Source organism: Pseudodesulfovibrio indicus, from assembly GCF_001563225.1.
Classification (GTDB): Bacteria; Desulfobacterota; Desulfovibrionia; order Desulfovibrionales; family Desulfovibrionaceae; genus Pseudodesulfovibrio; species Pseudodesulfovibrio indicus.
The window spans coordinates 1,704,804-1,729,419 of the sequence record NZ_CP014206.1 but is presented as its reverse complement, the minus strand read 5'-3'; the positions used below and the strand labels follow the sequence as shown (position 1 = coordinate 1,729,419).

The window sequence follows — 24,616 nt, the reverse complement described above, 5'->3', positions numbered from 1 at the left end:
CGATACCATTCGAGCCCAGCCCGCATTACCGACCGGAGTTCATCCAGTCAGTTGCAGGCACTGCATCATCGGTGCGGCTTGCCCTGCGTCGGAGGATCGGATTTGCCATGAGGCCGACTCAGGTACAATATGATGAGTATTGAACAAAACGATATATCGTGATAATTCGGAAACATTAGCGCAAAATAGTCCATATTCGCTACATGGTAGCAACATCTGAACAGTTATCCATATGTCGTCCATTCACTGTTGACGATACGTGCCCATCCACTGAGCAACTGCAGGCTGTCTAGAGCGCAGCCTCATTCTTCTAACGAACAGCATGTGAGTACATGGCGGATCAACGCAATGAGCACCGACATACGATTTGAGACGGTCCATCCGGCGACGCCATTCAGCGCGAAAAAGGCGCAATTGCTCTACAGGGCCGGAGAGGCATTATTCAAAAAGGCGCTGCTGAATGCCTCAAGGCAGGTTATTGATACCCTTCGGGATGACCCTTCCTTGGCCGATCTCCAATCCCAGCTCACCAACGAGCGCGACCCCTTGGGGAATATTGAAAGACTCCTTGACGAAACCCCGGAAGACATCGCCCTTCACGAAGACTATGCCTTTTTCTTCTTCTTCAATCGCCTCAGAAGAGCCCTCTACAGGGAAGGCGCGCTGTACGAATGCATCGGGATTCTCAAGGAAGCGATCTCCGAATGCGGACAGCATCCCGAATCCTTGTACTATCTCAGCCTGGCACACGAAAGATCAGGGGATATTCAAAAAGCCCTGGCCGCAAGCCTCAGGGCGCAGACCCTACGCGGAGACGACCCCAAGTACCGCAGTTTGGTCTTACGCCTACTCTTGAAGAACGGTGACGCCGCCGGAGCGCATGAAGCGGCGCAAAAGGCCCTTTCGCTCGATCCGCGCAACGCGGATTTTCATTTCCGCTTCAGCTTGTCCTGCGAAAGGATGGGACAGCTTCTGGAGGCGACGGAGGAACTGCGGGAGGCGATAGCCCTCGAGGGGGACAACCCCCACTACCACCACAGGCTTGGAAACCTCTTGCTCAAACAGCGCAACCTGAAGGATGGCGCAAAGCATCTGCACTCGGCGGCGGAGCTGGCCCCTCACACCTATCGGATTACAAAGGACGAACTCAGGTTGAGGAGCTTGATTCTTGGTGGGCGGATAGCCGTCATCGCGGGCGGCTTTAGATGCCACACAATACAAAAGCTATCTTCCGCCCTCAAATTCAATCAACCATCCATGCCATTTGACTGGGGATTTTTCCCTCCCCACTCCATCGTGAGCATTCTGAACAATCCGACGATCAATTTGAGTCATGCCGACGCCACCCTGTCCTCTCCGTGCATCAAGTCCGAGCAGTATCTGGATCAAAACGGGGAGAAAGGGATCAGGTTCCAAAGCTCTTCCTATGCCGACCTGGCGCGCCTGATCAAAGACAGGGGGCAAAGGGACCTCAACAGATACCTGGACGGCAGTTGCGCCTATTACACGTTGGACGCCACTCACCAATATGTACTCGCACACTATAACTGGCATGAATTCGCGAACGTGGCCGAATCCGGGGGAGTGCACTCGCCGGAAGAAAACATCCGACGCATCAACGACAAGATCAACAAAAGAATCAGGCGGATGTTCGATCTCTGCGAATGCGCCGAGCATGTCTTCTTCATCACCTATGAACATCAAGACTACCAGTACATGATGATCGACGACACCAAGTACGATCTTCACAATTTCGCCGATCTGTCGGCAACGCTGGAGTCCACATTCCAAGCACAGTCCCGCGTCGTTCGGTTCTCCGATGCGGACAGCGCGGGAAAGCTGTTGTCCATGCTCCAGCCGCGCTCCACCCGTCCGTAAAGGCCCATGGCATCCGATCAGCCCTCGTCGACCCTTACAGCCATCAAGGCCCTCCGACGCAGGGCTGGCCCCGGCCAAGCAATGGAGATAAGACAGAAAAAGCCGAGCGCGTTCAGACGCACCCGGCTTCCTTCCCTGGAATCATCGAGTCGAATGGAAGGGTGACCAACGCCCACCCCGCCCGGCGAGCTCTCTCCCGCCTTGGCACCGGCTCGACGCGCCCCTAATACGAGATGGTTACGGCGGAAGAGACTCTTTTCGCCTTGTCCACGGCACCCTCGACGTCGTCGGCAAGGGCCAGGGCGACGCCGAGACGGCGGACTCCGGCGCACTCGCCTTTTCCGAAAATCAGGATCTTCGTATCCGGTTCGCGAAGCGCGGTGTCCACGCCGGCAAAGGCGGGCTTGTCCGAGGTGCCGTTGGACAGAATCACGCTCGAAGCCGCGGCTCCGTATTGACGGATGGCCGGAATCGGCAAGCCCAGGACGGCCCTCACATGCAGGGCGAATTCACTCAAATCCTGCGAGATGACGGTCACCAGGCCCGTATCGTGGGGGCGAGGGGAAACTTCGCTGAAGATGACATCGTCATCCTTGACGAACAGCTCCACCCCGAAAAGACCGCGCCCGCCCAGGGCGTCCGTGATCTTGCGCGCATATTCCCGAGCCTTTGCAAGGGCCGCCTCACTCATGGGTTGCGGCTGCCAGGATTCACGGTAATCCCCGTTTTCCTGCCGGTGCCCGATCGGCTCGCAAAAGGATGTTCCATCAACGTGACGCACGGTCAGCAGGGTAATTTCGTAATCGAAGGGGACAAACTTTTCGATAATGACGCGCCCTTCACCGGTACGACCGCCGGACTGGGAATACTCCCAGGCCTTTTGGATATCCGCCTCGCTCTTCACGGTGGACTGCCCCTTGCCGGAAGAGCTCATGACGGGCTTGACCACGCAGGGGATACCGATTTCGGCCACTGCCGCCCGGTAGTCCGCTTCCGTATCGGCAAAGCGGTACGTCGACGTGGTCAGGCCGATCTCCTCGGCGGCAAGACGCCGGATGCCCTCGCGATCCATGGTCAGTTTGGTCGCGTTGGCGGTGGGGACGACATTGAATCCCTCCTTTTCAAGCTCGACCAGGGTCGCCGTGGCAATGGCCTCGATCTCGGGCACGATATAGTCCGGCTTCTCTTCCGTAATGACGCGGCGGAGCGCCTCGCCGTCCAACATGGACATGGTGTAAGAACGGTGCGCCACCTGCATGGCGGGAGTGTCGTCATAGCGATCGACCACGATGACCTCAACGCCGAGACGCTGCGCTTCGATCACCACTTCCTTACCCAATTCGCCACCGCCAAGCAGCATCATCTTCTTTGCCGAAGCGGTCTTGGCTGTCCCTAATAGAGTCATATTACATCCCTTTGAAGTACTTGAAATCCTGCGTTGCGCAGGGAAGCTCTATGCCAAATTTCCCCCCGAATTGAAAGGATTACTCTTTCCGATTTCCGGATGAACCCGCCCCCTGCCGAACCGGGCCGCCTTCGTGAGCGAAGTGAGCCCACTGCCGGACGGTACAGTGTGTACTGCGGATCGTTTTTCGTCACCCCATTTCATCTGTCTACGCCACAAAAAAGGCTTAGAAGGAAAACCTTCTAAGCCTTTAAATTCATTGGTGGAGCTGGAGAGAATTGAACCCACGACCTCTTGAATGCCATGCATAAGGTTGCATGCATAACATATGAAATAATTCGACTTTTCATTTTTAAGTCAACAGAAAATCAGTGGTGTTGGAGGGGTTTTGAATGCGTTTGGTTAACCGAATGGTTGACCATTTTTTTATCGAGAACGGTGAAGACCAACTTGCACTAGATTGCCTGCAAAAAACTCAATTCGCCATTATTTCCTAAAAAAGTAGGGCTTCCTTAAACTCGTGTGGTGTTACCTATTGCCACTTTAAATCTGGTCTATCATTTTCTGCACAACATCTTCATCCATATCTCCATCAACTAAACTCCATAATGCAAACATCGTAAACAAAAAATTCGATAGGGCTCTGACGTGATCGTAGTGACAATCGTTATAATTCAGCAGCCTGAAAATATTCTCTTGCAAATCAACAAACAATGAGTGTGATTTTTTATTGGCAAATCTTATATTGTTGAGAACATATGACACATCATTATATAAGAGTTCCAAGTCATTGTGGACATCTTTAATATGTCTTTCATTTTCATCTAGTCCATTTAGTACATCATCCCACCTTTGTTTATTTTGCCCACTAAAATATTCTCTGAATTTCTTATGGTCTAGAAGCTCATCTACCAATTCGTAGTCAACCCCAACGTCACCAGAAGCATACAACATATTGAATATTGTACTCTTCTTGAATGATATGTACCTCTGACTCATATTGTCTCTGATTATTCCTCTTTGATTTGATTCTGGAATCTCCACAAGCAAATACCAAAAGAATACCGAAATTGTATAGCCGCAAGACAGATTGAATAAGATCGAATTTGAACTACTCAATGAATAAAGAGCTTTCTCCAAGCACGTACCAGAGAAAAGAGACACGACTGGGTCGTTACTACCCAAAATCATCCCTAGTATTGGAATTGGAAGAAAGAACAAAAGTATTTTTTTCATACAATACAAACTCAAAATATAACAACCATACCAATTATTAAGTCGCAAGGAATCTAGCCGACATTTTTCGGATATCATTAGTAAGTTCTTTTGTATATTTCACATACTACGGACAACATACTTTTACCACCAACCCTAAGCACTGGCAAAAACCAATCTCACCCCATACACCCTCAAACACATTCCATACACACCTTTAATCAGTCATCTCAAGCACTTTAGCCAACAATCGGTTGACCAGATGGTTCACCACCAAAAGGAAAAGGACCGTATAGCCTATCAAGCTAACCGGTCCTTTTTCTTCGGAAATTTTAGTGGTGGAGCTGGAGGGAATTGAACCCACGACCTCTTGAATGCCACTAAAACCCTTGCGAGGGTACTCCTGTTCAGCGGTAGGCATCTCACAGTGGCCCCATATTACCGGGACGTTGTCGTTGACTCCGAGCCGCAAGCGCGTGACTCCACTTTACGGCCCACAAAGGTATACAGATTAATACTGAAGAAAAATTCGTTGTTCCTGACGGCGTTCTCCACATCGGCGGAAAAGGCTTCATATTCTTGGGGCGCAATGGCTCCATGCTTGACGAGGTCTCTTAACTCTTCCTTCACGAAGGAGTAGCCCTTTGCCCCTTCCCGGTATTCGGTTTCGTGCAACACGAAGGACTTCATCTCCCCGACAAACAGCCCAGGAACTCTGTTGAGAATTCCCCACAGCTTCCTCCCGGTCCAGGGATCACATTCTCCCATCCAAGGCTGCTTCCAATCACTGTAGGCGTGCAATATCTTTCTGTAACCATCCCGATTTGTTACGTTGAAGACGATGGTGTCGTAATCAAAGTGCGAAATAACGACCTTTCCCGCAGCGTTGAGCACCCTATGCATCTCGCGTAGAAGATATTCCTTCCTCTTAATGCACTCCAACACGTTGCAACACAGAATGTAGTCAAACGCGCCGTCTGGACAAGGCAGCCCTTCATCGACATCATGAATAACGAAGCTTAGCCGACTCTCTCCACGAGACAACGATTCAGCCCTTTGTATCGGAGCAGGCATCATATCAATGCCGAAGAACGATGAACTTCCAAACACGTTACTCGCGGCAAACAGCATCTGGCCATCGCCACATCCGACATCCAACAGGGCTCCGGACGGCTGAAGGTCGACAAGAGTCAAGAGATGATCAATAAGTGCTGTTTTATCGTACATACGGAGATCCTTAAGGACAATTCAGCATGAGGGAAAGTAACGACGTTGACCACTGGCGGCGTCGCAATTCCTAGTTTAGTAAACGAGCCTAGTGAGTTGCATATGTTATGTAAAGAGTAATGGCGGGTTTAATTGAGAACCGGTTCAGGCGGATCAGACAAGCGTAATGAGTCCATTTTGTTAGACCACTGGACAGTGCTTGTTTGATGAACAGATTGGGATACCCAGCCGAGTGCCCCGAATACCCACCCGATATCATCCGTATCTTTTTTGTATATCCCATGAAAAAAGGCTTAGAAGGAAAACCTTCTAAGCCTTTAATATTCATGGTGGAGCTGGATAGAATTGAACACATGGCCGAAATCAATGAAGACCTTCCTGACCAATCCGGACATAAATACGGCAAACCGAGTTTCATCGTTGACCAACAAAACGGATTTTCTACGGAAGAATCTGAAGATGTTCCCATGCCAGCCTTGTAGCCCACGTTGGCTGGTAGGCTCTAGAATTTGTGCTGGCTTGATCTCAGTTAAAAGCTTTTGAGTACATCCGATGTAAGGCATTGCTGATCTCATCTCGTTGGGATGGTGAAGGAGTCCTCACTCAGATAGCCATAATCGGACTCAGGATCAACTCAGATGGATCTTCTAGGATGGTGTGGTGGGTTATTCATTATATTGGTATGGTGTTCCCCTAATTCCAGTGTCCTAAGAGTTATACTCAGATATAATTTTCTTGCAGGCATCAAGAATCTTCGAAGACTTTAAGCCCAGATCAAGAAGTTGTTTTTCCATCTGTTTGATCCCGTCGTACTTTTCAAGGAATAAGCAAAATAATTTTTTTTGCTCTTTATCGAACGACTCAGGCTCCCACCCTTTCCAGCTAGTAAGTATCTCATACGGGTTTTCTTCACGCCTCACAGGAAAATCTTGAGACTCAAAAATAGACATACGGAAATCCAACCCTGCCTTATATTTGATTGTAGTCACTCCTGGCTGTTGCACCAATAAAGTCTCGGCCCTAAGCAAAGGATGATCATCGTCAATATTACCGAACAATGCATCTACCCATGCCTTGAAACGAATTGTTTCATTTATTGCATCTGCCGCCTCTTTTGCTGAAATAGATGAAGGAGTTCTATTTGCGACTCCTGTCTTACCAATAAAAACAAACTGAGCATCTTGCTTGAGCTTATCGAGCGTCCCATTGCTAATATACTTCTTAGACACATCACTTTTAACTTGTTCCACTCTCTCATTAAGTGGAAAAGGTTGAATAGGTAGAAATGAACGCATTGCTTGACGCATGTGTCTCACAAGATCAACTGCAACCTCTCCCACACCACGAGAAATAGCTTGTTTGTACCCATGTGATCTCAATGGGGAATACAATTCAGCATCCCAACGCTTATTTAAAACTGCAATCTTTAGAATCAACGCCTTGGAAAATTCTTCTTCAGCTAATATGGCAAGTGAGACAGCCCGAGCGTACCTCATATTGTCGTACAAAAAACTTGCATCATCCAAAAGCGCCACGCCGTTGTCGTAAACGACAGAACAACTACGCAATAGGTTTTTTTCAATAATTGAATCAAACGGTTGTATTTTCATTGGTGGCATAAAAATTTTCGAGAGAGCATCCTTAGCTTTGTCTTTCCATTTAATGATTTCACACTCATCGAAGCCGCTCTCCTTTGCCAAACTTTTAGTATTCACCTCAGAACAAAGAGCTTTCATTGTTACGTCTAACATATTATTTTTTTGTTTATTCTCTGTATCCATTTTGCTTCCTCAAAATTCACAGTTCTCGCTCGCCACACCCAAAAAAACGCTTCATTCAAAATGATGCACTTCAATTCTTGGAATTAGGGGGACACCATACCTAATTCCCCATCCCCAAAACAAATCACCATCCACCCGATATCATTTGTATATTCTTTTGTATATTCCACGAAAAAAGGCTTAGAAGGAAAACCTTCTAAGCCTTTAAATTCATTGGTGGAGCTGGAGGGAATCGAACCCACGACCTCTTGAATGCCATTCTTGTTGGCACTTAACCCAATTAACACACCAACCAACTAATTAAACGGGACTTATTTGCCGCCAAGTCTCTTCAAAGCGCGCTGTAGCATGGTGTGCGGAAAGCGCGGAATGTCGTTGTTCTCGCATGGCGTCGGAGAAAGAGCGGACACATAGCGGACACGTGAAGCGTTCCGCTACCTCAAGCCAAACTCCTATGGCCACCCCGGCAGAGCCGGGGGGTCTCTCAATGGGAGTTAGGTAATTACGGAAAAGACGTGCAGTTGCACTTACAGGGTCCCAGGCCTACCCCTTTCCTCAAGCATCTCTGCACCCGCTTTCAATTGTGGGTCTTTCTTAGCCCCACTTCTGTGCGCTCCTTCAAAACGAACAGGGGCGCTGATGACTTTAGAACGGCACGAAGATACGTGCCTCTCTCCACGCCCCTTCAGGCAAGTCCCTTAAACAATTAGATATATCACCTATCGCATCGAAAACACTGCGACCACTCATAAGTTTTATATATGAAATTTTAATTTTATTTATAGAAAAAATTTTGTATATACAAAACTTATTCTCTGTGAGATTCTAGTCAGAACTATGGGAAAACGGCCAATGGAAATAGAAGCCTTGCGTATTGTAAAATCAGAATTGGCGCGCCGAGGGGTTAGCCACAAAGCGCTGGCGGGGATGCTAACTGAGGCAGGCTATTCAGAGACCATCAGCGGAATAAGAGGCAAAATGCACCGAGGCACATTCTCTTTCGCATGGGTGCTTCAATGCTGTGAAGTCTTACAAATCGACGTGCTCGTGCTCACGCAACCGTCAATGCAGCCTAAAAGGGCAGGAGATGAGATATGAGCCAAACGGTGTACAAGGTCATAGATGGCAAGGTGTTGGAACTTGATCTGCCTTCCCCTAAACGAACTGTGGCTTCTGGCATATTGTGGGGACGATGCGATGAACTGTTCACACCAGCCTTTTGGGCTTCACAAGTGTGGTTCAAGGCCGACCTAGATCAAAAAGGGTACAGGTTGGGCTCTACATTCAAAGAAGAAGTCGCCGCGTGCCTACTTGGTGGGCACGGAATTCCAGCTGAGGTCGGCATTGCTGCTTTTTCAAGGCTCAAACGAACGGGCTTATTAAATGCAGACGTATTTTCTAAAGAAGAAATCTACGGAGTACTTTCTTCTCCGCTTCCAATTAATGGGAAAAAAGTACGCTACCGTTTTGCAAGACAGAAGGCAGAGTACCTCTATGATGCTCTCACCAAACTCAGTCAAGAAGAGTCGCCTCAAGAAAGCCCAGCCAAGCTGCGATCATGGCTTCTGGGTGTAAGAGGGGTTGGCCTTAAAACGGCCTCGTGGATCGTGAGGAACTGGCTCGGAAGTGATGCGGTCGCCATTTTAGACATCCATATTCATCGAGCAGGAATATTGGCAGGATTCTTTAGCTCAGCCCACCAAATCCCAAAACACTACCTGGAAATGGAATGCCTGTTCATAAACTTTGCCAAAGCAATCAATGTAAAGCCATCGTTGCTGGACGCAATAATATGGGAAAATATGAAACGCCTAAACACAAAAGCAATATCAAGGCTCCAACCACTTACAGTCGTAACCCAATAAGAATTCTTATCAGTAGTTTCCGTAGCCAATGGCGATCATCGTTTCCCGGTGTTTGTTGCACCCTCTACAAACCCCACAAGCATGATTCCCGGTGTGGCAAGAATGGGCCCAGCACAATATGTCTGGGGTGATGCCCGAAACCTTGACAAGCTCTGGGGTTGTCATCCCAATCGCGGGAGCGACTATACGCATCCCCCCCTCCTGCATTCCCATAACTCGATCCATGGCTTCAATAAACTCTGGTCGTCCATCGACATGGCTGTCATCTGATTTAACCGACCCAATCATCAACTCATCGACACCAAGAGCGATACCACGCATGGCAGCCAAAGTGATCAACATTTGATTACGGTAAGGCCACCATTCACTAGACGGTGCATTTAAATCCTGAGGGGTTCCTGCCAAATCTCCCGATCCAAGTTTGCTGCAATCTACCTTAATCACCTCATGTGAAATGGACAGTTCTTTGCAGATCTTTGCAGCAGTCCTAACCTCCGTCGAAGCACTTCGCTGACCATAATCAAGTGTCAACGCAACATCCGGCTTTTTCCAGTATGCGATGGAAATCGAATCCATCCCACCAGATAGCAGCAATCCCAGACTCATAACTTATTTGCAACCCACATCGTTTTGTATATTGCCTTAACTAGATCATTTTCAACAAAACAGCCTGAGCCTTCAATCATTTTTAAATCTTCTTCCTTTTCGTTCTGACTGAGCACAATCACCGGAATCCCTTTGGCCCTTGCATAGCCAATCTCATAGACAGTTCCAGGATCAAGACCATTTAGTATTGCAAACATTAACTGGCTATCATCCACCCCTTTAAGGTCTTTTACAGCAACGTCGTCAGCTTTCCCCGGTCCCACATCGTGCAAGGGTGAGAACACCTTCAATCCACTCCTCTGCAGCTCGTTTCGCACTTCTTCGATCAACCATCTTTCGGCGACATTAAAAAAAGGCCCTGCCAAGTAAACCTGTAATGGGGCCTCACCCTCTCTGCTCACATAGCTCTCCGGGATACAATCCGAATCAATAAACTTGTCGATATCAAAAGGAATCGGCAACGTAGAGGTATTACAATAATATGCTGTAGCCTTTGATGCTTGCATCGCGGCAATCTCGGCAGATTCGTTTTTTTCGGCCCAATAATGAGAAAAGATGGCCGCAAAGACATCCCCGGATCCCAACGGCCAGACATTGTCCGTTTCAAGACAGGGAACCAGCATAAGCTTCCCACCATCACTAATCAGGGCTCCTCGCGGGCCCATCTTCAACACAACCACATCAGCCTGGTGCTCTTTATGTAAATATTTGCAAATTTCTGTGGGATTGCGACTCCCACAAAACAAACTACCTTCATGCTTGTTTAACACATAGGCCAAAACATCAGCCTCGGATCCGTTGTCCCGATAGGGCTGCGGAGATGAAGCAGACTGCGGATCATAAACCACTCTGCCCCCTTTGACGATGGCATCACCCTCCATAAAGCCAAATCGCAAAGCACATTCAGCCTCACCAATAATTGGAGGCTGCTGAACTATCTTGGATGGAGCAGGTGCTATGTGCGGGACAGATAAGCCATGAAAATAATCAAACGCTATACCAGTATCAACTTCGACGACTTCAAAGTGAAAACGGTACACTGCGGCCACGGACTTAAAAGCGATCATATCTTTAGCGGCAAGATATGTACAAAGCCTCACGTTATCCGAAAGTTTAGATAACGCTGCGGCAGCCCTACCACCTGACCCATAAATCTGATGCCAAGGAGGCACAAGACACCTTTCAGTGTAAACACCACCAAATATTGTGATCATAAATCGCTTTCCAACCTTATTTGAACCCGACAATGCCCCCCGTCCACGCTTACGACTACAGCCACATAATCGTACCCGTCTTCAAGACACTCAATCAATTGGGCCAAGGAACCAATAGTTATCGACCCTGCGGAATTTCCATCACCGTCAACAGCGAGCACTGTAGAGTGTCCCCCCTCATCGTTCAAATACACCGAAAGCAAATCACCTTCTTCAAGATTGGCTAATACAATATGGTTTGGAGAATTCAATACTGTCTCTTCAAAAAAATCTGGGCACTCTCTATGGGCACCCCCACCGCCCCCGCTTCCGCCGCCATTGCCGCCACCGGTTCCTGACATAACATGACTCCTTATCGTTTTTTTCGCATGAAAACCGTGAACTCCCTTAAATTACGACAACGGATATCAGTTTTTTAGTTGGATGTCTCGCTGTAACCATGTAAAATGGGTTCTCAATCATCAAGGCTAACGCGAAGTGAGATTAACAACTTTTGAGCTTCTTCATTAAAGAAATATTCTACACTCTCCAGGGAGAAGGACACCACTCAGGACGCCCTGCCGTGTTATGCAGATTCTCCAACTGTAATCTCTGGTCCGGCAAAGAAAAAGATCGCCAAACAGCAATTTGTAAATTTTGCGATACTGATTTTCTTGGGACTGATGGCCCAGGCGGTGGATATTATACTGCAGAAGAAGAAGTAATCGCTACAATCAATTCCATGGTCGGATCCTGCCTCACTCCAAAACCCTATATTGTCTTCACTGGAGGAGAGCCAGCCCTCCAATTGACCAACAAAATGATTTTGGAAGCAAAAGCAAATGGATATGAAACAGCCATAGAAACAAATGGAACAACAGACATACCCAATGGAATTGACTGGATCACGGTAAGTCCAAAGGCAGGGACAAGACTTGTTGTGACGTCTGGCAATGAACTCAAACTCGTATGGCCACAACCCGGTATATCAATTCACCATTTTGAGCAATACAGCTTTGATCATTATTATTTGCAACCGAAGGACGGGCTAACCGCCAAAGAATCAACTCGAGAAGTGATCGACTTCTGCTTACGGAATCCGCTTTGGAAACTCAGCATTCAAACTCACAAATACATTGGTATACGATAGGTGTATCATGGATATCTACGTCACAATGACGTTTGATGCGGCCCACAAGCTCCCAAACGTCCCAGATGGTCACAAATGCTCAAGACTACATGGCCACTCATTTGGGGTTGATATCCATGTATCAGGAGACATTTCTGATGCCACAGGATGGGTCGTAGACTTCTCAGACCTCAAAGCAATCGCTGCACCGGTAATTGGAACTTTGGATCATAATTATCTAAATGACATCCCGGGGCTGGACAATCCCACGAGTGAGAATATCGCCATATGGATATGGGACAAGCTGAAAGACAACCTGCCCGGCTTGTCAAAAGTCGTCGTCAAAGAGACCCCATCGTCTGGAGCCATCTATTCAGGAAAGAAATAGGAATTAAGGCACCTGCTCGCCGATAACGGCCCCTCCAACTCCAACTAGCCCAGTTGATGACAACAACTCTGAGACCATAGGCTCACCAGTAATTCCTAAAGGACAATAGGAAAGAGAGAGAGCTTCTGCGACAAGCGCCATGTGTCCAATCAACACTCCCGCATCCCGCCATACTAAGCTATCAGCATTGTGATACTTCGCCCTTGTTTTCTCAAAGTTGGCTGCGAGCCATAAAATGGTTCCATTCTGAATCGGTATCACATCTTCCACGTCATACACGAATGAGCTAACCTTCGCATCGTCAACTCCAATCTGGCAAAGGCAATGAGCTTTGGGATCGTAGACATAAGGGAGCCAGCCAGAATCGTCTGGCCTCACAACTAATATCTCTATCGGGTGCAGCCCACCGGCAGACGGGGGTGGGCGGAATTGGGTTTCGAATCCTTGCTCGTCCTTTCGAACCTTCCGGGGGTGAGCAGAATACCACAAAAGACTTGCGAGAAAATCAATTGAAATTGATTCAAACTCGCGACGTGTTCGCCTATTCTCAACCACACTCCAAAAACTTTCCCCACAACTAACATTAGGGCGAGGGAGATATCTCTTTTTAACAACGTTAAACTTTTGCTTACCAAAGGCTCGCTGGCTATGTCTTGGTCGAGGGCTATCGAGATTAGGCATTACTCATAATCGCTTTCTGGCTGCACAGTTACTACGCACCTCCCGCCATCGAGATCTTCGACAATCGCAATGAAATCTACGCCCATTTCAATACAGCCAATAAGTACAGCAAGACTTCCGGTTGTGATTGATCCTGCGTAAGCACCATCGTCATCAACCGCATAAACAGTATTACCATCAAACTCTATATCTAAAATCTCAGATTCTGATATATTCTCAAGGACATCCGGATCGGGCGAGTTGAGTATTGTACTTTCATAATAGTCATAGCAATCGCCGTCGCCCCCACCAACAAGGGCAAAAAGCCCTGATCGCATACCACTTGATCCAGACATAGACTTCCTTAATTGGTTCCGTATACGAAAAGAAACGAAGCACCCATAGACATATTTGGTCAAACCTCCGTCCATTCAACGGATCCCATACCGCCCTAAAGGGGGAATTCCCCAGTTTGAATACGCTGACATACTCTGTTATCAGATGTCTAGTATCCCCACAATCGAACAATCGAGAAGACGATGGAAGAATCTTTAGCAACCTCACTCCGAGCTATGAAGGACAAAAACCCGGTTGCTTCAATAAGCATAGACGGTCTCTTCGGGACCAAGAGTTACGAACTCCCCATGGAGGATGGAATTCATATTTTTGTCGGGGAAAATGGCTCTGGGAAAACTACCGTTGTTCGGCTCATTCGTGCTTTAATAAGTGGAGACCGAAAAGAACTACTAAAATTTCGATTTAACAAAGCAGTAATCACGTTTAAAGATGGAACAATCTTTGAGACCAGGCAATCGGATCTTATAGATAAACCAGTTGACCACACCCAAAGGCTCGATTTGTTGCATGCCCTCAAAGAAAGGATGAGTGCTAAGGACTATACCAGAACACGCTCATATTTAATGTACAGGACAGCAAAAGAATTTAAAGCCACGACTAAATATAAAAAACTAATAGATAAATATTCCTCATGGCTAAGCGTATTTGTTGATGAATATTACTCCACCATAGGATCAACGGACATCTATCGAAGTAAAGCAGGAAAAAAGGTAATTCGGGAGTTAAACGAAAGCCTCCTCCCTCTGCCGACCTCCCGAATTATTGAGCCTTGGGGAACAAGGTTCGACAGCACTCCCAGAATGATAATGGAAAAGGAACTTGATGAAGAAAAGACAACGGGCATGGGGAAAGTCCAGAAATACATAGACGACTGCTTAGGGATGATGAAATCTCATGCCGTAGAGGGACTATCCAATGTTGCAAGTAGGATGATCAACAACCTCACTTCCCAATCAGCACCAAGTGAAGAAAAACCGGAGTTGCTACAAGCCAACGTGAAATATCTTCTAGAACGAGTTGGCAGAGGCGTTAGCGATGAAGTAAAAACAACAATCCTGAACAAAGTAAAAACGGGCGATCTATACGAAAGTCAAAACGACTCCAACCTATTAGAATTGCTTAATGCATTAATGGATGCCTACAAAAATAGCATAGATGGACATATAAAGATGAAAAAGTATGCATCCATATGCAGTTCCTACCTATTTGAAAAGGAAGCCATTTATGACGACAAGGAATTAGAATTCTATGTCAAACATAAGGATGGAGACAGAATTCACCTTGTGGATTTATCGTCAGGAGAAAAACAAATATTATATCTTTTCTCTGAACTGCTGTTGGGACACAGAAGCAACAATATACTTCTTTTCGACGAACCTGATCTTTCACTTTCAATCGAATGGCAGAGTAGGTATCTAGAAGACATAATTATGACGGACAGCTGCTCGCTTATTATCGCCGCGACCCACTCACCGTTTATTTTTGACAATTCTCTTGTTGAGTATACCAACAATATATCTTCATTTGCCAAGTAACTATTGTGAGGGACACTAAAAAAAATATGTTGCGTGAAACCGATTACGGGAAAGCGCTTCGGCAATTCATAGACAAAAAAGACAATCAAACTTTACATTGCTTTTATGAAGGGAAAAATGACGATCTATACTACGATGTTAGAGTTATTTTCTCTACAGGGTACAAAGAAATATCTACGTATTCATGTGGAAATCGCGATGGTGTCTTAAAAGCTTTAGAACGTCTTGCCGTAAATTCTGTAAACAATAAAAGGCTACTCCTATTTTTCGTAGACCATGACTTTATTGCCCCGGCAACAAAACACGACCTCCTCTTCGTCACCCCCTGCTATTCGATAGAAAACTTATACATCTCACCAGATGTTATTTCGAGAGTGCTAAACAAATCCCAACTGCCATCTAAAGCAACAGCCAAGGCGATACGTTTATACAAAGATATGCTTGCTAAATTTTGTGAAGCTGCTCGCGAATGGAATGCTTGGCTTAAGGCCATGCGACTGTTCGAACACAACGAGGATATTAAAAAATTCACCGTTCGAGACTCACTGATAAAAAGCAGTCTTAAAATCCAACATGGAACCATTTGTTTTCACAGCCCCATTCAATCTCCCCCGAAACAAACAGTCCAGGTAGCTCCGGCAATAGCAGATTCTATTGAGGAATGCCTGGATGAACTGGAAGAAATTGATGAATGCCGGTGGGGACGAGGTAAGCTCTTTCATATCTTCATCGCTCAATTCTTCCAAATACTCAAATCAGACCTTTGCAAAAAACAAGGCATTTTTAAGCATGACAACGAGGGCACAATTGATCCGCCAAGTTTTGATACTGTAATACGAAAATGGTCTATCTTCGCAGATACTCCCAAGGAACTGAAACAATTTTTAGATATGGCTAACGAAAAACTACGGGAAATCAGTTCTGCGCGTAACACGTTATAAAGTTGGGCTCCACTGGACCTCATTAATCTTTCAAAAATGGGCGGTAAATTGAACACAGGCTCCGTACATAAGCAACCATTGTCTGAAATCATCCCTATTGAACATTAACCATTTCTTCCTTAATTCATGTATAGGATAACGATACGGAGAAAATCGATATTTGCTCAATTGAGAAAAAATTTCGATTCTTCCTGCAAATGATTATTGATGTTCTCCGGGCAACCTCCACATTTTCCACACGTAAAAGCTATGCGCACCAGACAAGGAAGGGCCCGGGTTTTCTCGGAATAACTATTGCTCAGCGCCTTTTCTTGTAACAAATACCAATCTTGTCCATGCGTTTTCGCAGAGTATTCGGATGAACGCCTAAAAGCTCGGCTGCGCCTCCTGGACCGCTGATTTTCCCGCGTGCCACTTTCAAAACGCTCAAGATGTGCTGCCGCACAACGACATCGAGAGGCTTGATCTCGTCGATTGTTGTGCAAACGCAAGAGGACATGGAGGGGAGGAGAAAATCGAACCGGATGGGGGTGGCACGGTAAAGAATAATCGCGCGTTCAATGATGTTTTCAAGTTCCCGTACATTCCCCGGCCAATCATACGCCAAGAGCGGGTCTACCGCCCCCGGAGCAAGGCTCGGGACTACGGGGAGGTTCATAGTGTTCGCCTTCTTGTGTATGAAATGATGCACGAGCGCCGGGATATCTTGCTTGTGGTAGCGGAGAGGCGGCACGTTGATCGGAAAGACATTAAGTCGGAAATACAGATCTTCCCGAAAGGTTTCTGCCTGAATCATCTTTGGCAGATCCCGGTGTGTCGCTGCAATGACACGGGTATCTATAGGAATGGACTCCACGCCACCAACCCGCTCAACATTCTGATTTTGAAGGACACGGAGCAACCTTGTCTGCGCCTGGAGCGGGAGTTCCCCTATTTCATCCAAAAAAATTGTTCCCCCATCTGCACGCTCAAATCGTCCGATCTTGCGGGCTACGGCACCGGTAAACGCTCCTCTTTCATGACCGAATAGTTCACTGTCAATAAGAGAATCGGGGATCGCCCCGCAATTCACTTTAACGAAAGGCCCTTGTCGACGGGATGATGTTTTCTGAATAAGGTTGGCAATAAGCTCCTTTCCAACACCGGTTTCGCCCGTTATAAGTATCGGCGTATCCACATTAGCAAGGTGCTCGACCATCTGAATAACATCTTTTAATCCAGAATCAGCGCCAATAATATCTTCTCCCGCAACGCTGCGGAGTTCATTGCTCAGGAATCGATTCTCCTCAATAACGGATTTTGTCATTTTTATCTGTTTCTGAAGTGATAGGTAAAGATGCGTAACTATCGCTATGGGGTTCGCCAGCATTTTAACAATCTCCACATGCCCATCCGTATAACGGGACAAGCCGTCAGCCATGAGGCAAATGTTCCCTGTCACCGTTTGTTCGGCATGCAGTTGAACAATGAGGCATGATTTATCGCTGGCGCCGATTTTCATGCCGAGAGTTTCAAGCAGCCTGACCATGAACAGATCTTTCGACGCCTGGTCAATGCGGCGCACACTGCCTTCACGCAGCCAAGTCTTCCAATCCCCAAGTTCATTCGCGTGAAGGGGGACGACCTTATCCATTTTGAAGATATCGGACTGAGTTCGCACCCTGAGGATGCGCATGGTGCTGAGCCCGGGATCATATATCTGCAACAGCACTGTATCTAAAGGAATTTTCTGCTGTAACAATCTGAAGAGATGCCCGATGCCGACTTCCGGATTTTGGCTGGAAGTGAGTTGAAAGATTGCTTCTTGGAAAAAAGCTAGCTGGTTCATTCGACTCTCCACTGATGGCATGTTTGGGTCCACTCTATAATGCAGACAACCCAAGCCTTGCTTATTTCATCAAAAATAAGCTGAAGCGTTTCAAAAATCAAACAGCACTACCCATAAGAAGAATTGGCCTCGGGCTCGAAAACACTCTCCGTCCATTTTTGCAATGACGAAATGGTGTGAAAAGGGGCTAATCACTCTATTGCGTGAACAAATTTACACCATGGTGTCAAACTTCAGAAAATTAATATTTAACATCCTGAATTTATTATATTCATTTCGTGGCATGCTTTGTGTTTAAGTAACTTGGAGATTGTGAACCAACTCATTCCAATTACAAGCGCAGAGGATAAAATCGATGAGCGACAACACTCGGCATGGTGATGTGAAGAGGAGAGACTTTGTCAAAATGCTTGGCGGCCTTGGCGCGGGATTTGGCGTTTCTGGTTTTACCATGTTGGCTAACCGGGAAAAGGCGTTTGCGTCCGACGGGAACGACGAGCCGGACATTAGGTCCAAGCTGAATACTATCGACAGCCCCATCCAAGTGGACGAAAAACGCTATGAACGGTTCAACCAAAAAAATTTAGCCTACAATTTGCTCTCCCGTGAAACCAACCAGAACTGTGTCATGAAAATGTTTCAGAAGGGAGTCACATACTGGAAGTCAGGCCAAACTGGTTATGAAATTCCGGAAATGGACCCCGAAGACGCCCGTACCATGATGGCCTTCATGTGGGGAGCAAACAGCATGAATGTAATAACCGGAGCCTTTGGCGAGGGCGAGGAGAACAAGGGCGCTCTCAGTTGGACCGGCGAAATAGACTTTGTCGACGAGCATTTCAACCACCATTTTCCTCCCCCAACCATGACGGACCCTGCCAAGTTGACTCGTCTCGTCAAACAAATGGCCCGACTGTCCGGAGCTGATCTGGTCGGTATCTGCCGCTTCAACAAAAAGTGGATTTATTCTGAAGTGCAAAGGAATCCAATGGTTCCCGACCAGCCGATCACCAAAAAAATTACCTTTGAAGATGTGGATCAGCCCAAGGAGTTGGCTGACAGACTGATTATACCCAGCGATGTCTCGCATGCTGTTGTAATGGGGTATGAACAAGCGAGACTTTTAGGGCAGACGTCTCCGTCGATACTCAACATGGCGGCATCGGGGTTGGGTTATTCGCGAATGGGGTTCTCGTCGGTGACACTTGCCAATTATATTCGCGCCCAAGGCTACTGGGCTATCCCATGCAAGAATGGTGTCGGTCCGTCGGTTCCTTTCGCCATAGAGGCCGGACTGGGCCAAGACGGCCGCAGTGGGCTTCTCATTACTCCTGAATTCGGTCCGAATGTGCGTCTGGATAAGGTCCTGACCAACATGCCGCTTGTACCGGACAAGCCTATCGACCTGGGTGTGTATGAATTCTGCAATTACTGCAAAAAATGCGCACGCGAGTGCCCCTCAAAGGCCATTTCAATGGCGGACAGGACGTGGGAAGGACCGACGCCAATGAGTATGGTCGGTGTGTACAAGTGGTATAACGACCATAGAAAATGTTTGTCCTTCTGGATGGAAAATGGAAACAATTGCGGCAATTGCGTTGCCGTATGTCCTTTCACTAAAGGAGATTTCTGGACGCACAAGCTGACGGAGTGGACCATCAAAAACATCCCTGTTGCCGATGGCCTTTGGCTCACGCTAGACGATGCTTTTCATTATGGGGAGAGGCGAGATGCCAACGAGGTCCTGCGCGATGTCGACATTACCCCATATGGCATTGAGAAAGACAAGTTTGCCAAATCCAAATTATAACCTCTGGGGAATATACCATGAAAATCTCCATTGAAATCACAAAAAAAAACATTACGCCAATTAGCGTCTGGTTTGCTTGGTCCGCGATACTGCTCTTTTGCGTCTCGCTGATCATTGGAAGCTACAATGAACATGAACCATATGCTGGAAATATGTTTGGCCTTATAGCGCTGGCGTGGGCCTGCTTAGCCATCCCTATCTGGCTGTGGCAGCGCAACCGTCTCCCCCGGCAAACGCGGACAGAGTAGTTCAAGCTGCTCCCCTTAGGAGGCTTGCGCCCTGTTCTTTTGAGTTTACGGGTATTCGATGAGCCCCATTGCCAGAGCTATCCGGCCCTGGCGGGGAAGTTGTCGAAGGAAATAAACTCGTTTCAAATGGCGAACAGCCCGACAGGTATGCCTTGTGGTATCTCCTGGCGTTTTCGCAGGGCAGGGCCACTCCATCGCTTCGAGAAAAAACTCTGATCAATGCCGCGATGGTAACTGAACCCAACAGTAAAAACCCTTCTCTCAAGGAAGGGAGGAAATTCCCGATGTCCGAAGGGAAAAAATTTGCATGTAGTCGAAGAAATTTTTTGAAATATTCGCTCGAAGCGTCACTCGCCTTCTCTATTGTCGGGGCTGTCTCGGTGGTCTCGGCCCGGGCGGATTATGTCAGACCCCCAGGAGCAATCCGCCCGGAGGAATTTACTTCGAAGTGCATCCGGTGTGGAGCTTGCCAAGAAGTCTGCCCGACTAAAGCTATCAGGCTGGTGGGGCTTACCCGCGATATGACCAACATGGACACCCCCTATATCGACCCTTCTTTCGGGGGATGCATAGCATGGAAAACAACATGCCTTGATTGTGTTCAGGTTTGCCCTACCCGGGCTTTGAGTCCACAGACTCCCCTTACCCAAGCTCTGGGATATGCGCACGTACGTGAAAAAGAATGCGTAAATTGCATGGTTTGCTTCCGCTGGTGCCCCATTGAAGGTGCTGTCCATTTCCCGAATCCAGATGGTGGAAGTTACGAACGGGAACAGGACATCCCTTTAAAAATAAAAATGAAGGACTCCCCGTATAAACCTTGGATCGACAAGGACAAATGTGTCGGTTGCGGACTATGTGCCCACTATTGCATCGTACCCTGTATCGACCTTCTCCCACATCCATCGAAGTAAAGTCATGCGCTACTCCAAAATCCGCTCGTTTGTCGGGACAGCCATTTTGCTCGGCATCTTTGCCGCGGCCTTCTTCGGATATCCCCTTTCCGGCTGCAACTATTTGCCTGTCAGTTATATCCGGCTCTTCTGCCCTGTCGGATTTATCGAGAACTCGCTGTCCTCGCACTCCATCGCCTGGAAGCTTTTACCCGGCTTCCTGATTGTTTGCACTTTGGTGCTTCTTTGGGGAAGAGCTTACTGCTCATGGTTTTGTCCGGCCACCCATGCGAAGTCCAAGTCCCTCGGATTTATCGCGGCGTTCCTGCCAAATTCCCTTAAAAGAAGGGTTGGGCCGAAATGGCGCGCCGCCAGGCAAAAGATCGTGAGCAAGACGCGGCTTGAAGCCAAGGACGGGATAGCCCTGGTGCTCGGTGGAGCAGTGGGAATCGCTATTTTCCATTATCCGTTTTTTTGTTTGTGGTGTCCAATCGGCATCATCTCCCGAAGTCTTGTCGAGCTGGCCACACACTATACCTTGCGCAGCGAACTCGTCTTGCTCGTTGTTCCCTTGGGCTTGGGGCTCCTGTTCAAATCCGGGTGGAAGTGCCTTTGCCCTGTTGGCCTCTTCAGGGGAGTCGTCGCCCTCGGAAATCGATCTGTTGTCCCATCGGTGGCCCCGGACACCTGTAAGGCTTGCGGCAAATGTGAAAAGGTTTGCCCCAGTGAAATCGCGGTGACGAAAACAATAAACACAATGGAATGCATAAAATGTTTCAAGTGCGTTGATACTTGTCCGTATCATGCCGCGTCCGTTCGTTTGTTCCGAACCAGACGCTAGGGCAATCCCCTCCATGCAAACCGGTCCATTGCCCTGTCTGCGGACATTGCTTTTCTGAAAATTCTCCAAACCAATGCGAGAGCACCCATGCAGGAACGCTTCGAAACCACTATCGGCTTAATCCGGCCGGTGAACCGGCATATGGCCCCGATCGGTCAAGCTCACATCGACAATCTCACCAAGCCTCGGGGAAGCCTTGGCCGCCTGGAGGACTTGGCCCTGCAACTGTATCTGATCCAGGAGGCTCCCCCTGAAGCCGATCCCATGCGCATTTACACCGTGGCGGGCGATCACGGGGTGTGCGACGAAAACGTCAGCCTCTTTCCCCAGGAAGTAACTCGCCAAATGGTATTAAATTTCCTGACTGGAGGTGCTGGCATCAATGTTATGGCTGCCACGGCCGGAGTCCAACTCCGTGTGGTGGATGCCGGCGTCCGTGGCGGCACTTTCGCTGAACATCCGCAACTAATCCAGGCAAAGGTGGCTCCAGGGACAGCCAATTTGGCCGAGGGCCCCGCAATGTCTCTCGAGCAGTGCATGCAGGCTCTCCTGCTGGGCCTCTCTCTGGCCGACAAGGCTGCCAGGGAAGGTGTCAAGGTGCTCGGTACTGGAGATATGGGGATTGGCAACACCACTCCTTCCACCGCCCTCTATTGCGCCTATCTGGGACTTGACCCTGTAGAGGTCGCAGGCCCAGGCACGGGATTGAACAAACAGGAGGTTGCCTCCAAAGCGGAGGTAGTGGCCAGGGGACTGGCCTCCAATCACGATGCACTGGAGTCCGGTGACCCCATAAACATGCTTGCCGCCTTGGGTGGTTTCGAGATTGCGACTTTAGCAGGGCTCATTTTGGGTGGAGCACGGAATCACCAGTTGGTCTGTGTGGATGGATTTATTTCGACTGCCGCATATACCGCCGCCTGGAAAATCTGTCCCTCGGTGCGGGACTACTGCGTGATCAGCCATGTATCCGCCGAGCCAGGGCATAAGAAAGCGCTAAACAAACTGGGACTCGCCCCGCTGTTTGATCTCGGTTTTCGCCTGGGTGAAGGCACGGGAGCGGCCTGCGCCATGTATTTGGTGCGTAGCGCGACAGACATGTACAACAGGATGGCAACCTATGCTGGCGCAGGCGTATCCGAGGGACGTTAGCCCCAACAGTACTTAAGCGAGGGATGATGGAACGGGGATTTCTGCTGGGCGACTGGGTAAACGGTTCGGTATGATTACGTGGACATGGCGCCCTGCGCGCTCCGAGTCTCTTTGGGTCGACACTTCCCTCTTTCCAGACGGGATGAATTTCCAACGACATGGCAGGATAACGACATGAACAAGAAAGGCATCCTGTATGGAGTCGGGGTTGGGCCTGGCGACCCGGAGTTGCTGACTCTCAAAGCGATCCGTATTTTGAACGAAGTGGACGTGATCTTTGCTGCGGCCTCTACCCAAAATGAGTATTCCACCGCCTTGTCCATTGCTCGCCCTCACCTCAAGCCGGAAGCGCGGATAGAGCAGTTGGGCTTCCCTATGACCAAAAACCCAGAAGCCCTGGAAGACGCATGGAGGAAAAACGCCGAAACCGTGGCCCATGAACTGCACCGGGGACTGAGCGGAGCCTTTCTAACCTTGGGGGATCCGCTGACTTACTCCACCTATGGTTATCTTCAGAGGGCCCTCCTCTCGCTAGCCCCAGATACCCAGCTCAAGGTTGTTCCCGGCATCACCTCTTTCAATGCGGCAGCCGCGCACATCGGTTGGGTCCTGGCCGAGTCCAGGCAGTCTCTGCTCATCACCTCGGGCACGGCGGCCCCGGAGAGGCTGGCGAAACAACTTGATGTGGCCGACAATGCCGTTATCCTCAAGACCTACAAAAACTTTGAAAAGATCCGCGCCATGCTGGAACATTCGCGGATGGCGGACAAAACCGTTCTCGTATCCCGCCTGGGCATGGACGGAGAATCCATTCTTACAAACATTGCGGCCGCACCCAAAATTCCGCACTATTTATCGCTGGCTTTGATAAAAAAAGACTGATCTAATTGATAGTTTTGGCCAAACGATCATCATACCTGCGAGTTCCACCCACCACTACGACTTACGGATAAGCTCTCGTCAGCTATTCGCGGTGGAGAGGTGACCAAGACCGGGACACGGCAACAATTTTTATATTTACTTTGCGATACCGTTCAGAAATATCTCCACAGCACTGCGAACAAGCTCTTCCCTTTCTTCCTGCTCGGGCGGTTCGCGAAGCCGCAAAAGCACCTGCATGTAAAGGTTATCGCGCAGCATGCCAACAAAAAGGCTTGCCGCCAACCGGCTATCCAGACTGACTATCTCTCCACTCTCCAGCGCGAGATCAAACAATACGGCCAAGCTTGATGCCGCAGCGCCTGGCCCGGACGCAAAGTACGCTTTGGCGAGTTCCGGAAAACGTACTCCATCGGTTAGCGCAAGCCTGGACAAGTCCAGCGCGGGTGAACTGAAGAGGGCTGCAAGCAGTCTGTTTGCGAAGCAAAGCAAATTCTCTTTCAGGTTCCCATTGTTGTCGGGTTCCCGCCGCAGGGGCGCAAGAATCTGAGCCGCGACTTGCATAACCCAGGCTTGAAAGAGTCCTTCCTTGCCGCCGAATTGAGTGTAGATACTTCGCCGTGAACCGCCTGCCCGACTGATGATGTCGTCAAGATTGGTGGCTTCATAACCCTTTTCCAAGAATTCGTCCGCCGCTGCCTTGAGCAGCAATTCATACCGCTGTTCCGCGGACAGCCTTCCCTTTTTTCTGCTTGTGAAATCTGTCTTGTCCATGGGTCTTCCTG

Annotated in this window: 25 protein-coding genes; 13 read left to right on the top strand and 12 right to left on the bottom strand. The window is 48.4% G+C overall.

The genetic code is table 11. The annotated features are described in order from the left end of the window. Positions 1–348: 348 nt before the first annotated feature. Positions 349–1,878, top strand: coding sequence for a tetratricopeptide repeat protein (locus AWY79_RS07825; RefSeq protein ID WP_066802214.1), 1,530 nt, complete (start codon positions 349–351; stop codon positions 1,876–1,878). A gap of 223 nt (positions 1,879–2,101) precedes the next feature. On the opposite strand, the gene purT is transcribed toward AWY79_RS07825, so the two are convergent. The 5 genes from purT to AWY79_RS18310 form a co-directional block, all read right to left on the bottom strand. Beyond that, on the bottom strand, positions 2,102–3,283 hold the full coding sequence (purT, locus tag AWY79_RS07820) for a formate-dependent phosphoribosylglycinamide formyltransferase (protein WP_066802213.1): 1,182 nt from the start codon (positions 3,281–3,283) through the stop codon (positions 2,102–2,104). A 543-nt stretch (positions 3,284–3,826) separates the two neighbouring features. Beyond that, a complete protein-coding gene (locus AWY79_RS07815; RefSeq protein ID WP_133987070.1) occupies positions 3,827–4,519 on the bottom strand; it encodes a hypothetical protein in 693 nt (230 codons plus the stop codon). Between the two features lie 417 nt (positions 4,520–4,936). Next, positions 4,937–5,725: a methyltransferase domain-containing protein gene (locus tag AWY79_RS07810; protein ID WP_066802207.1), complete on the bottom strand. Its 789-nt coding sequence runs from the start codon at positions 5,723–5,725 to the stop codon at positions 4,937–4,939. 317 nt (positions 5,726–6,042) lie between these two features. Then, positions 6,043–6,288 (bottom strand): DUF6933 domain-containing protein, encoded by a 246-nt coding sequence (locus AWY79_RS19625; RefSeq protein WP_418055041.1) that lies wholly within the window; start codon positions 6,286–6,288, stop codon positions 6,043–6,045. Positions 6,289–6,432: 144 nt separating this feature from the next. After that, entirely contained in the window at positions 6,433–7,506 is a 1,074-nt protein-coding gene (locus tag AWY79_RS18310; RefSeq protein ID WP_078063693.1) for an AbiV family abortive infection protein, read from the bottom strand. An 852-nt stretch (positions 7,507–8,358) separates the two neighbouring features. Here AWY79_RS18310 and AWY79_RS19000 point away from each other — a divergent pair. Beyond that, positions 8,359–8,604 (top strand): DUF6471 domain-containing protein, encoded by a 246-nt coding sequence (locus tag AWY79_RS19000; RefSeq protein WP_158509873.1) that lies wholly within the window; start codon positions 8,359–8,361, stop codon positions 8,602–8,604. Next, entirely contained in the window at positions 8,601–9,371 is a 771-nt protein-coding gene (locus AWY79_RS18305) for an 8-oxoguanine DNA glycosylase (RefSeq protein ID WP_078063692.1), read from the top strand. The genes AWY79_RS19000 and AWY79_RS18305 overlap by 4 nt, the downstream gene beginning before the upstream one ends. A gap of 9 nt (positions 9,372–9,380) precedes the next feature. Here the strand turns inward: AWY79_RS18305 and AWY79_RS18300 are convergent, their stop codons facing one another. The 3 genes from AWY79_RS18300 to AWY79_RS18760 are packed head-to-tail and all read right to left on the bottom strand — an operon-like array spanning position 9,381 to position 11,532. Further along, entirely contained in the window at positions 9,381–9,977 is a 597-nt protein-coding gene (locus tag AWY79_RS18300) for a 7-cyano-7-deazaguanine synthase (RefSeq protein ID WP_078063691.1), read from the bottom strand. Beyond that, complete coding sequence (locus tag AWY79_RS07790) at positions 9,974–11,191, bottom strand: PfkB family carbohydrate kinase (protein ID WP_066802202.1); 1,218 nt, start codon at positions 11,189–11,191, stop codon at positions 9,974–9,976. The genes AWY79_RS18300 and AWY79_RS07790 overlap by 4 nt, the downstream gene beginning before the upstream one ends. Further along, positions 11,188–11,532 carry a hypothetical protein gene (locus AWY79_RS18760; protein ID WP_133987068.1) on the bottom strand — a complete coding sequence of 115 codons (345 nt, stop codon included), beginning with the start codon at positions 11,530–11,532 and terminating at the stop codon, positions 11,188–11,190. The genes AWY79_RS07790 and AWY79_RS18760 overlap by 4 nt, the downstream gene beginning before the upstream one ends. Positions 11,533–11,684: 152 nt before the next feature. Between AWY79_RS18760 and queE the strand changes: the two genes are divergently transcribed. Together queE and queD are read left to right on the top strand one after the other, a co-directional pair. After that, entirely contained in the window at positions 11,685–12,320 is a 636-nt protein-coding gene (queE, locus tag AWY79_RS18295) for a 7-carboxy-7-deazaguanine synthase (protein ID WP_078063690.1), read from the top strand. Positions 12,321–12,327: 7 nt separating this feature from the next. Then, complete coding sequence (queD, locus tag AWY79_RS18290) at positions 12,328–12,687, top strand: 6-carboxytetrahydropterin synthase QueD (RefSeq protein WP_078063689.1); 360 nt, start codon at positions 12,328–12,330, stop codon at positions 12,685–12,687. A gap of 3 nt (positions 12,688–12,690) precedes the next feature. Here queD and AWY79_RS19620 read toward each other — a convergent pair whose 3' ends face one another. Continuing rightward, positions 12,691–13,368 (bottom strand): nitroreductase family protein, encoded by a 678-nt coding sequence (locus AWY79_RS19620; protein WP_133987066.1) that lies wholly within the window; start codon positions 13,366–13,368, stop codon positions 12,691–12,693. Then, on the bottom strand, positions 13,368–13,703 hold the full coding sequence (locus tag AWY79_RS18750) for a hypothetical protein (protein WP_133987064.1): 336 nt from the start codon (positions 13,701–13,703) through the stop codon (positions 13,368–13,370). Before AWY79_RS18750 ends, AWY79_RS19620 begins: the two co-directional genes overlap by 1 nt. A 183-nt stretch (positions 13,704–13,886) precedes the next feature. On the opposite strand from AWY79_RS18750, the gene AWY79_RS18285 reads away from it, so the two are divergent. After that, positions 13,887–15,239 (top strand): AAA family ATPase, encoded by a 1,353-nt coding sequence (locus tag AWY79_RS18285; RefSeq protein ID WP_078063688.1) that lies wholly within the window; start codon positions 13,887–13,889, stop codon positions 15,237–15,239. Positions 15,240–15,265: 26 nt separating this feature from the next. Further along, positions 15,266–16,180: a DUF4435 domain-containing protein gene (locus tag AWY79_RS18280; protein WP_078063687.1), complete on the top strand. Its 915-nt coding sequence runs from the start codon at positions 15,266–15,268 to the stop codon at positions 16,178–16,180. 298 nt (positions 16,181–16,478) lie between these two features. Here the strand turns inward: AWY79_RS18280 and AWY79_RS07780 are convergent, their stop codons facing one another. Then, on the bottom strand, positions 16,479–18,008 hold the full coding sequence (locus tag AWY79_RS07780) for a sigma-54 interaction domain-containing protein (protein WP_066802198.1): 1,530 nt from the start codon (positions 18,006–18,008) through the stop codon (positions 16,479–16,481). A 355-nt stretch (positions 18,009–18,363) separates the two neighbouring features. On the opposite strand from AWY79_RS07780, the gene AWY79_RS07775 reads away from it, so the two are divergent. From AWY79_RS07775 to cobI, 6 genes are all read left to right on the top strand, one after another. Next, positions 18,364–19,818, top strand: coding sequence for a reductive dehalogenase (locus tag AWY79_RS07775; RefSeq protein ID WP_066802196.1), 1,455 nt, complete (start codon positions 18,364–18,366; stop codon positions 19,816–19,818). Between the two features lie 17 nt (positions 19,819–19,835). Further along, on the top strand, positions 19,836–20,066 hold the full coding sequence (locus AWY79_RS18745; RefSeq protein WP_133987062.1) for a hypothetical protein: 231 nt from the start codon (positions 19,836–19,838) through the stop codon (positions 20,064–20,066). A gap of 227 nt (positions 20,067–20,293) precedes the next feature. Then, on the top strand, positions 20,294–20,980 hold the full coding sequence (locus AWY79_RS19615) for a 4Fe-4S dicluster domain-containing protein (protein ID WP_418055043.1): 687 nt from the start codon (positions 20,294–20,296) through the stop codon (positions 20,978–20,980). A gap of 4 nt (positions 20,981–20,984) precedes the next feature. Beyond that, entirely contained in the window at positions 20,985–21,800 is an 816-nt protein-coding gene (locus AWY79_RS18740) for a 4Fe-4S binding protein (protein WP_133987060.1), read from the top strand. Positions 21,801–21,887: 87 nt separating this feature from the next. Next, positions 21,888–22,952, top strand: a complete 1,065-nt coding sequence (cobT, locus tag AWY79_RS07770; protein ID WP_066802189.1) for a nicotinate-nucleotide--dimethylbenzimidazole phosphoribosyltransferase — start codon at positions 21,888–21,890, stop codon at positions 22,950–22,952. Positions 22,953–23,126: 174 nt separating this feature from the next. Continuing rightward, on the top strand, positions 23,127–23,834 hold the full coding sequence (gene cobI, locus AWY79_RS07765; protein ID WP_066802187.1) for a precorrin-2 C(20)-methyltransferase: 708 nt from the start codon (positions 23,127–23,129) through the stop codon (positions 23,832–23,834). A 135-nt stretch (positions 23,835–23,969) separates the two neighbouring features. Here cobI and AWY79_RS07760 read toward each other — a convergent pair whose 3' ends face one another. Next, positions 23,970–24,605 (bottom strand): TetR/AcrR family transcriptional regulator, encoded by a 636-nt coding sequence (locus AWY79_RS07760; RefSeq protein WP_066802186.1) that lies wholly within the window; start codon positions 24,603–24,605, stop codon positions 23,970–23,972. Between the last annotated feature and the right edge of the window lie 11 nt (positions 24,606–24,616).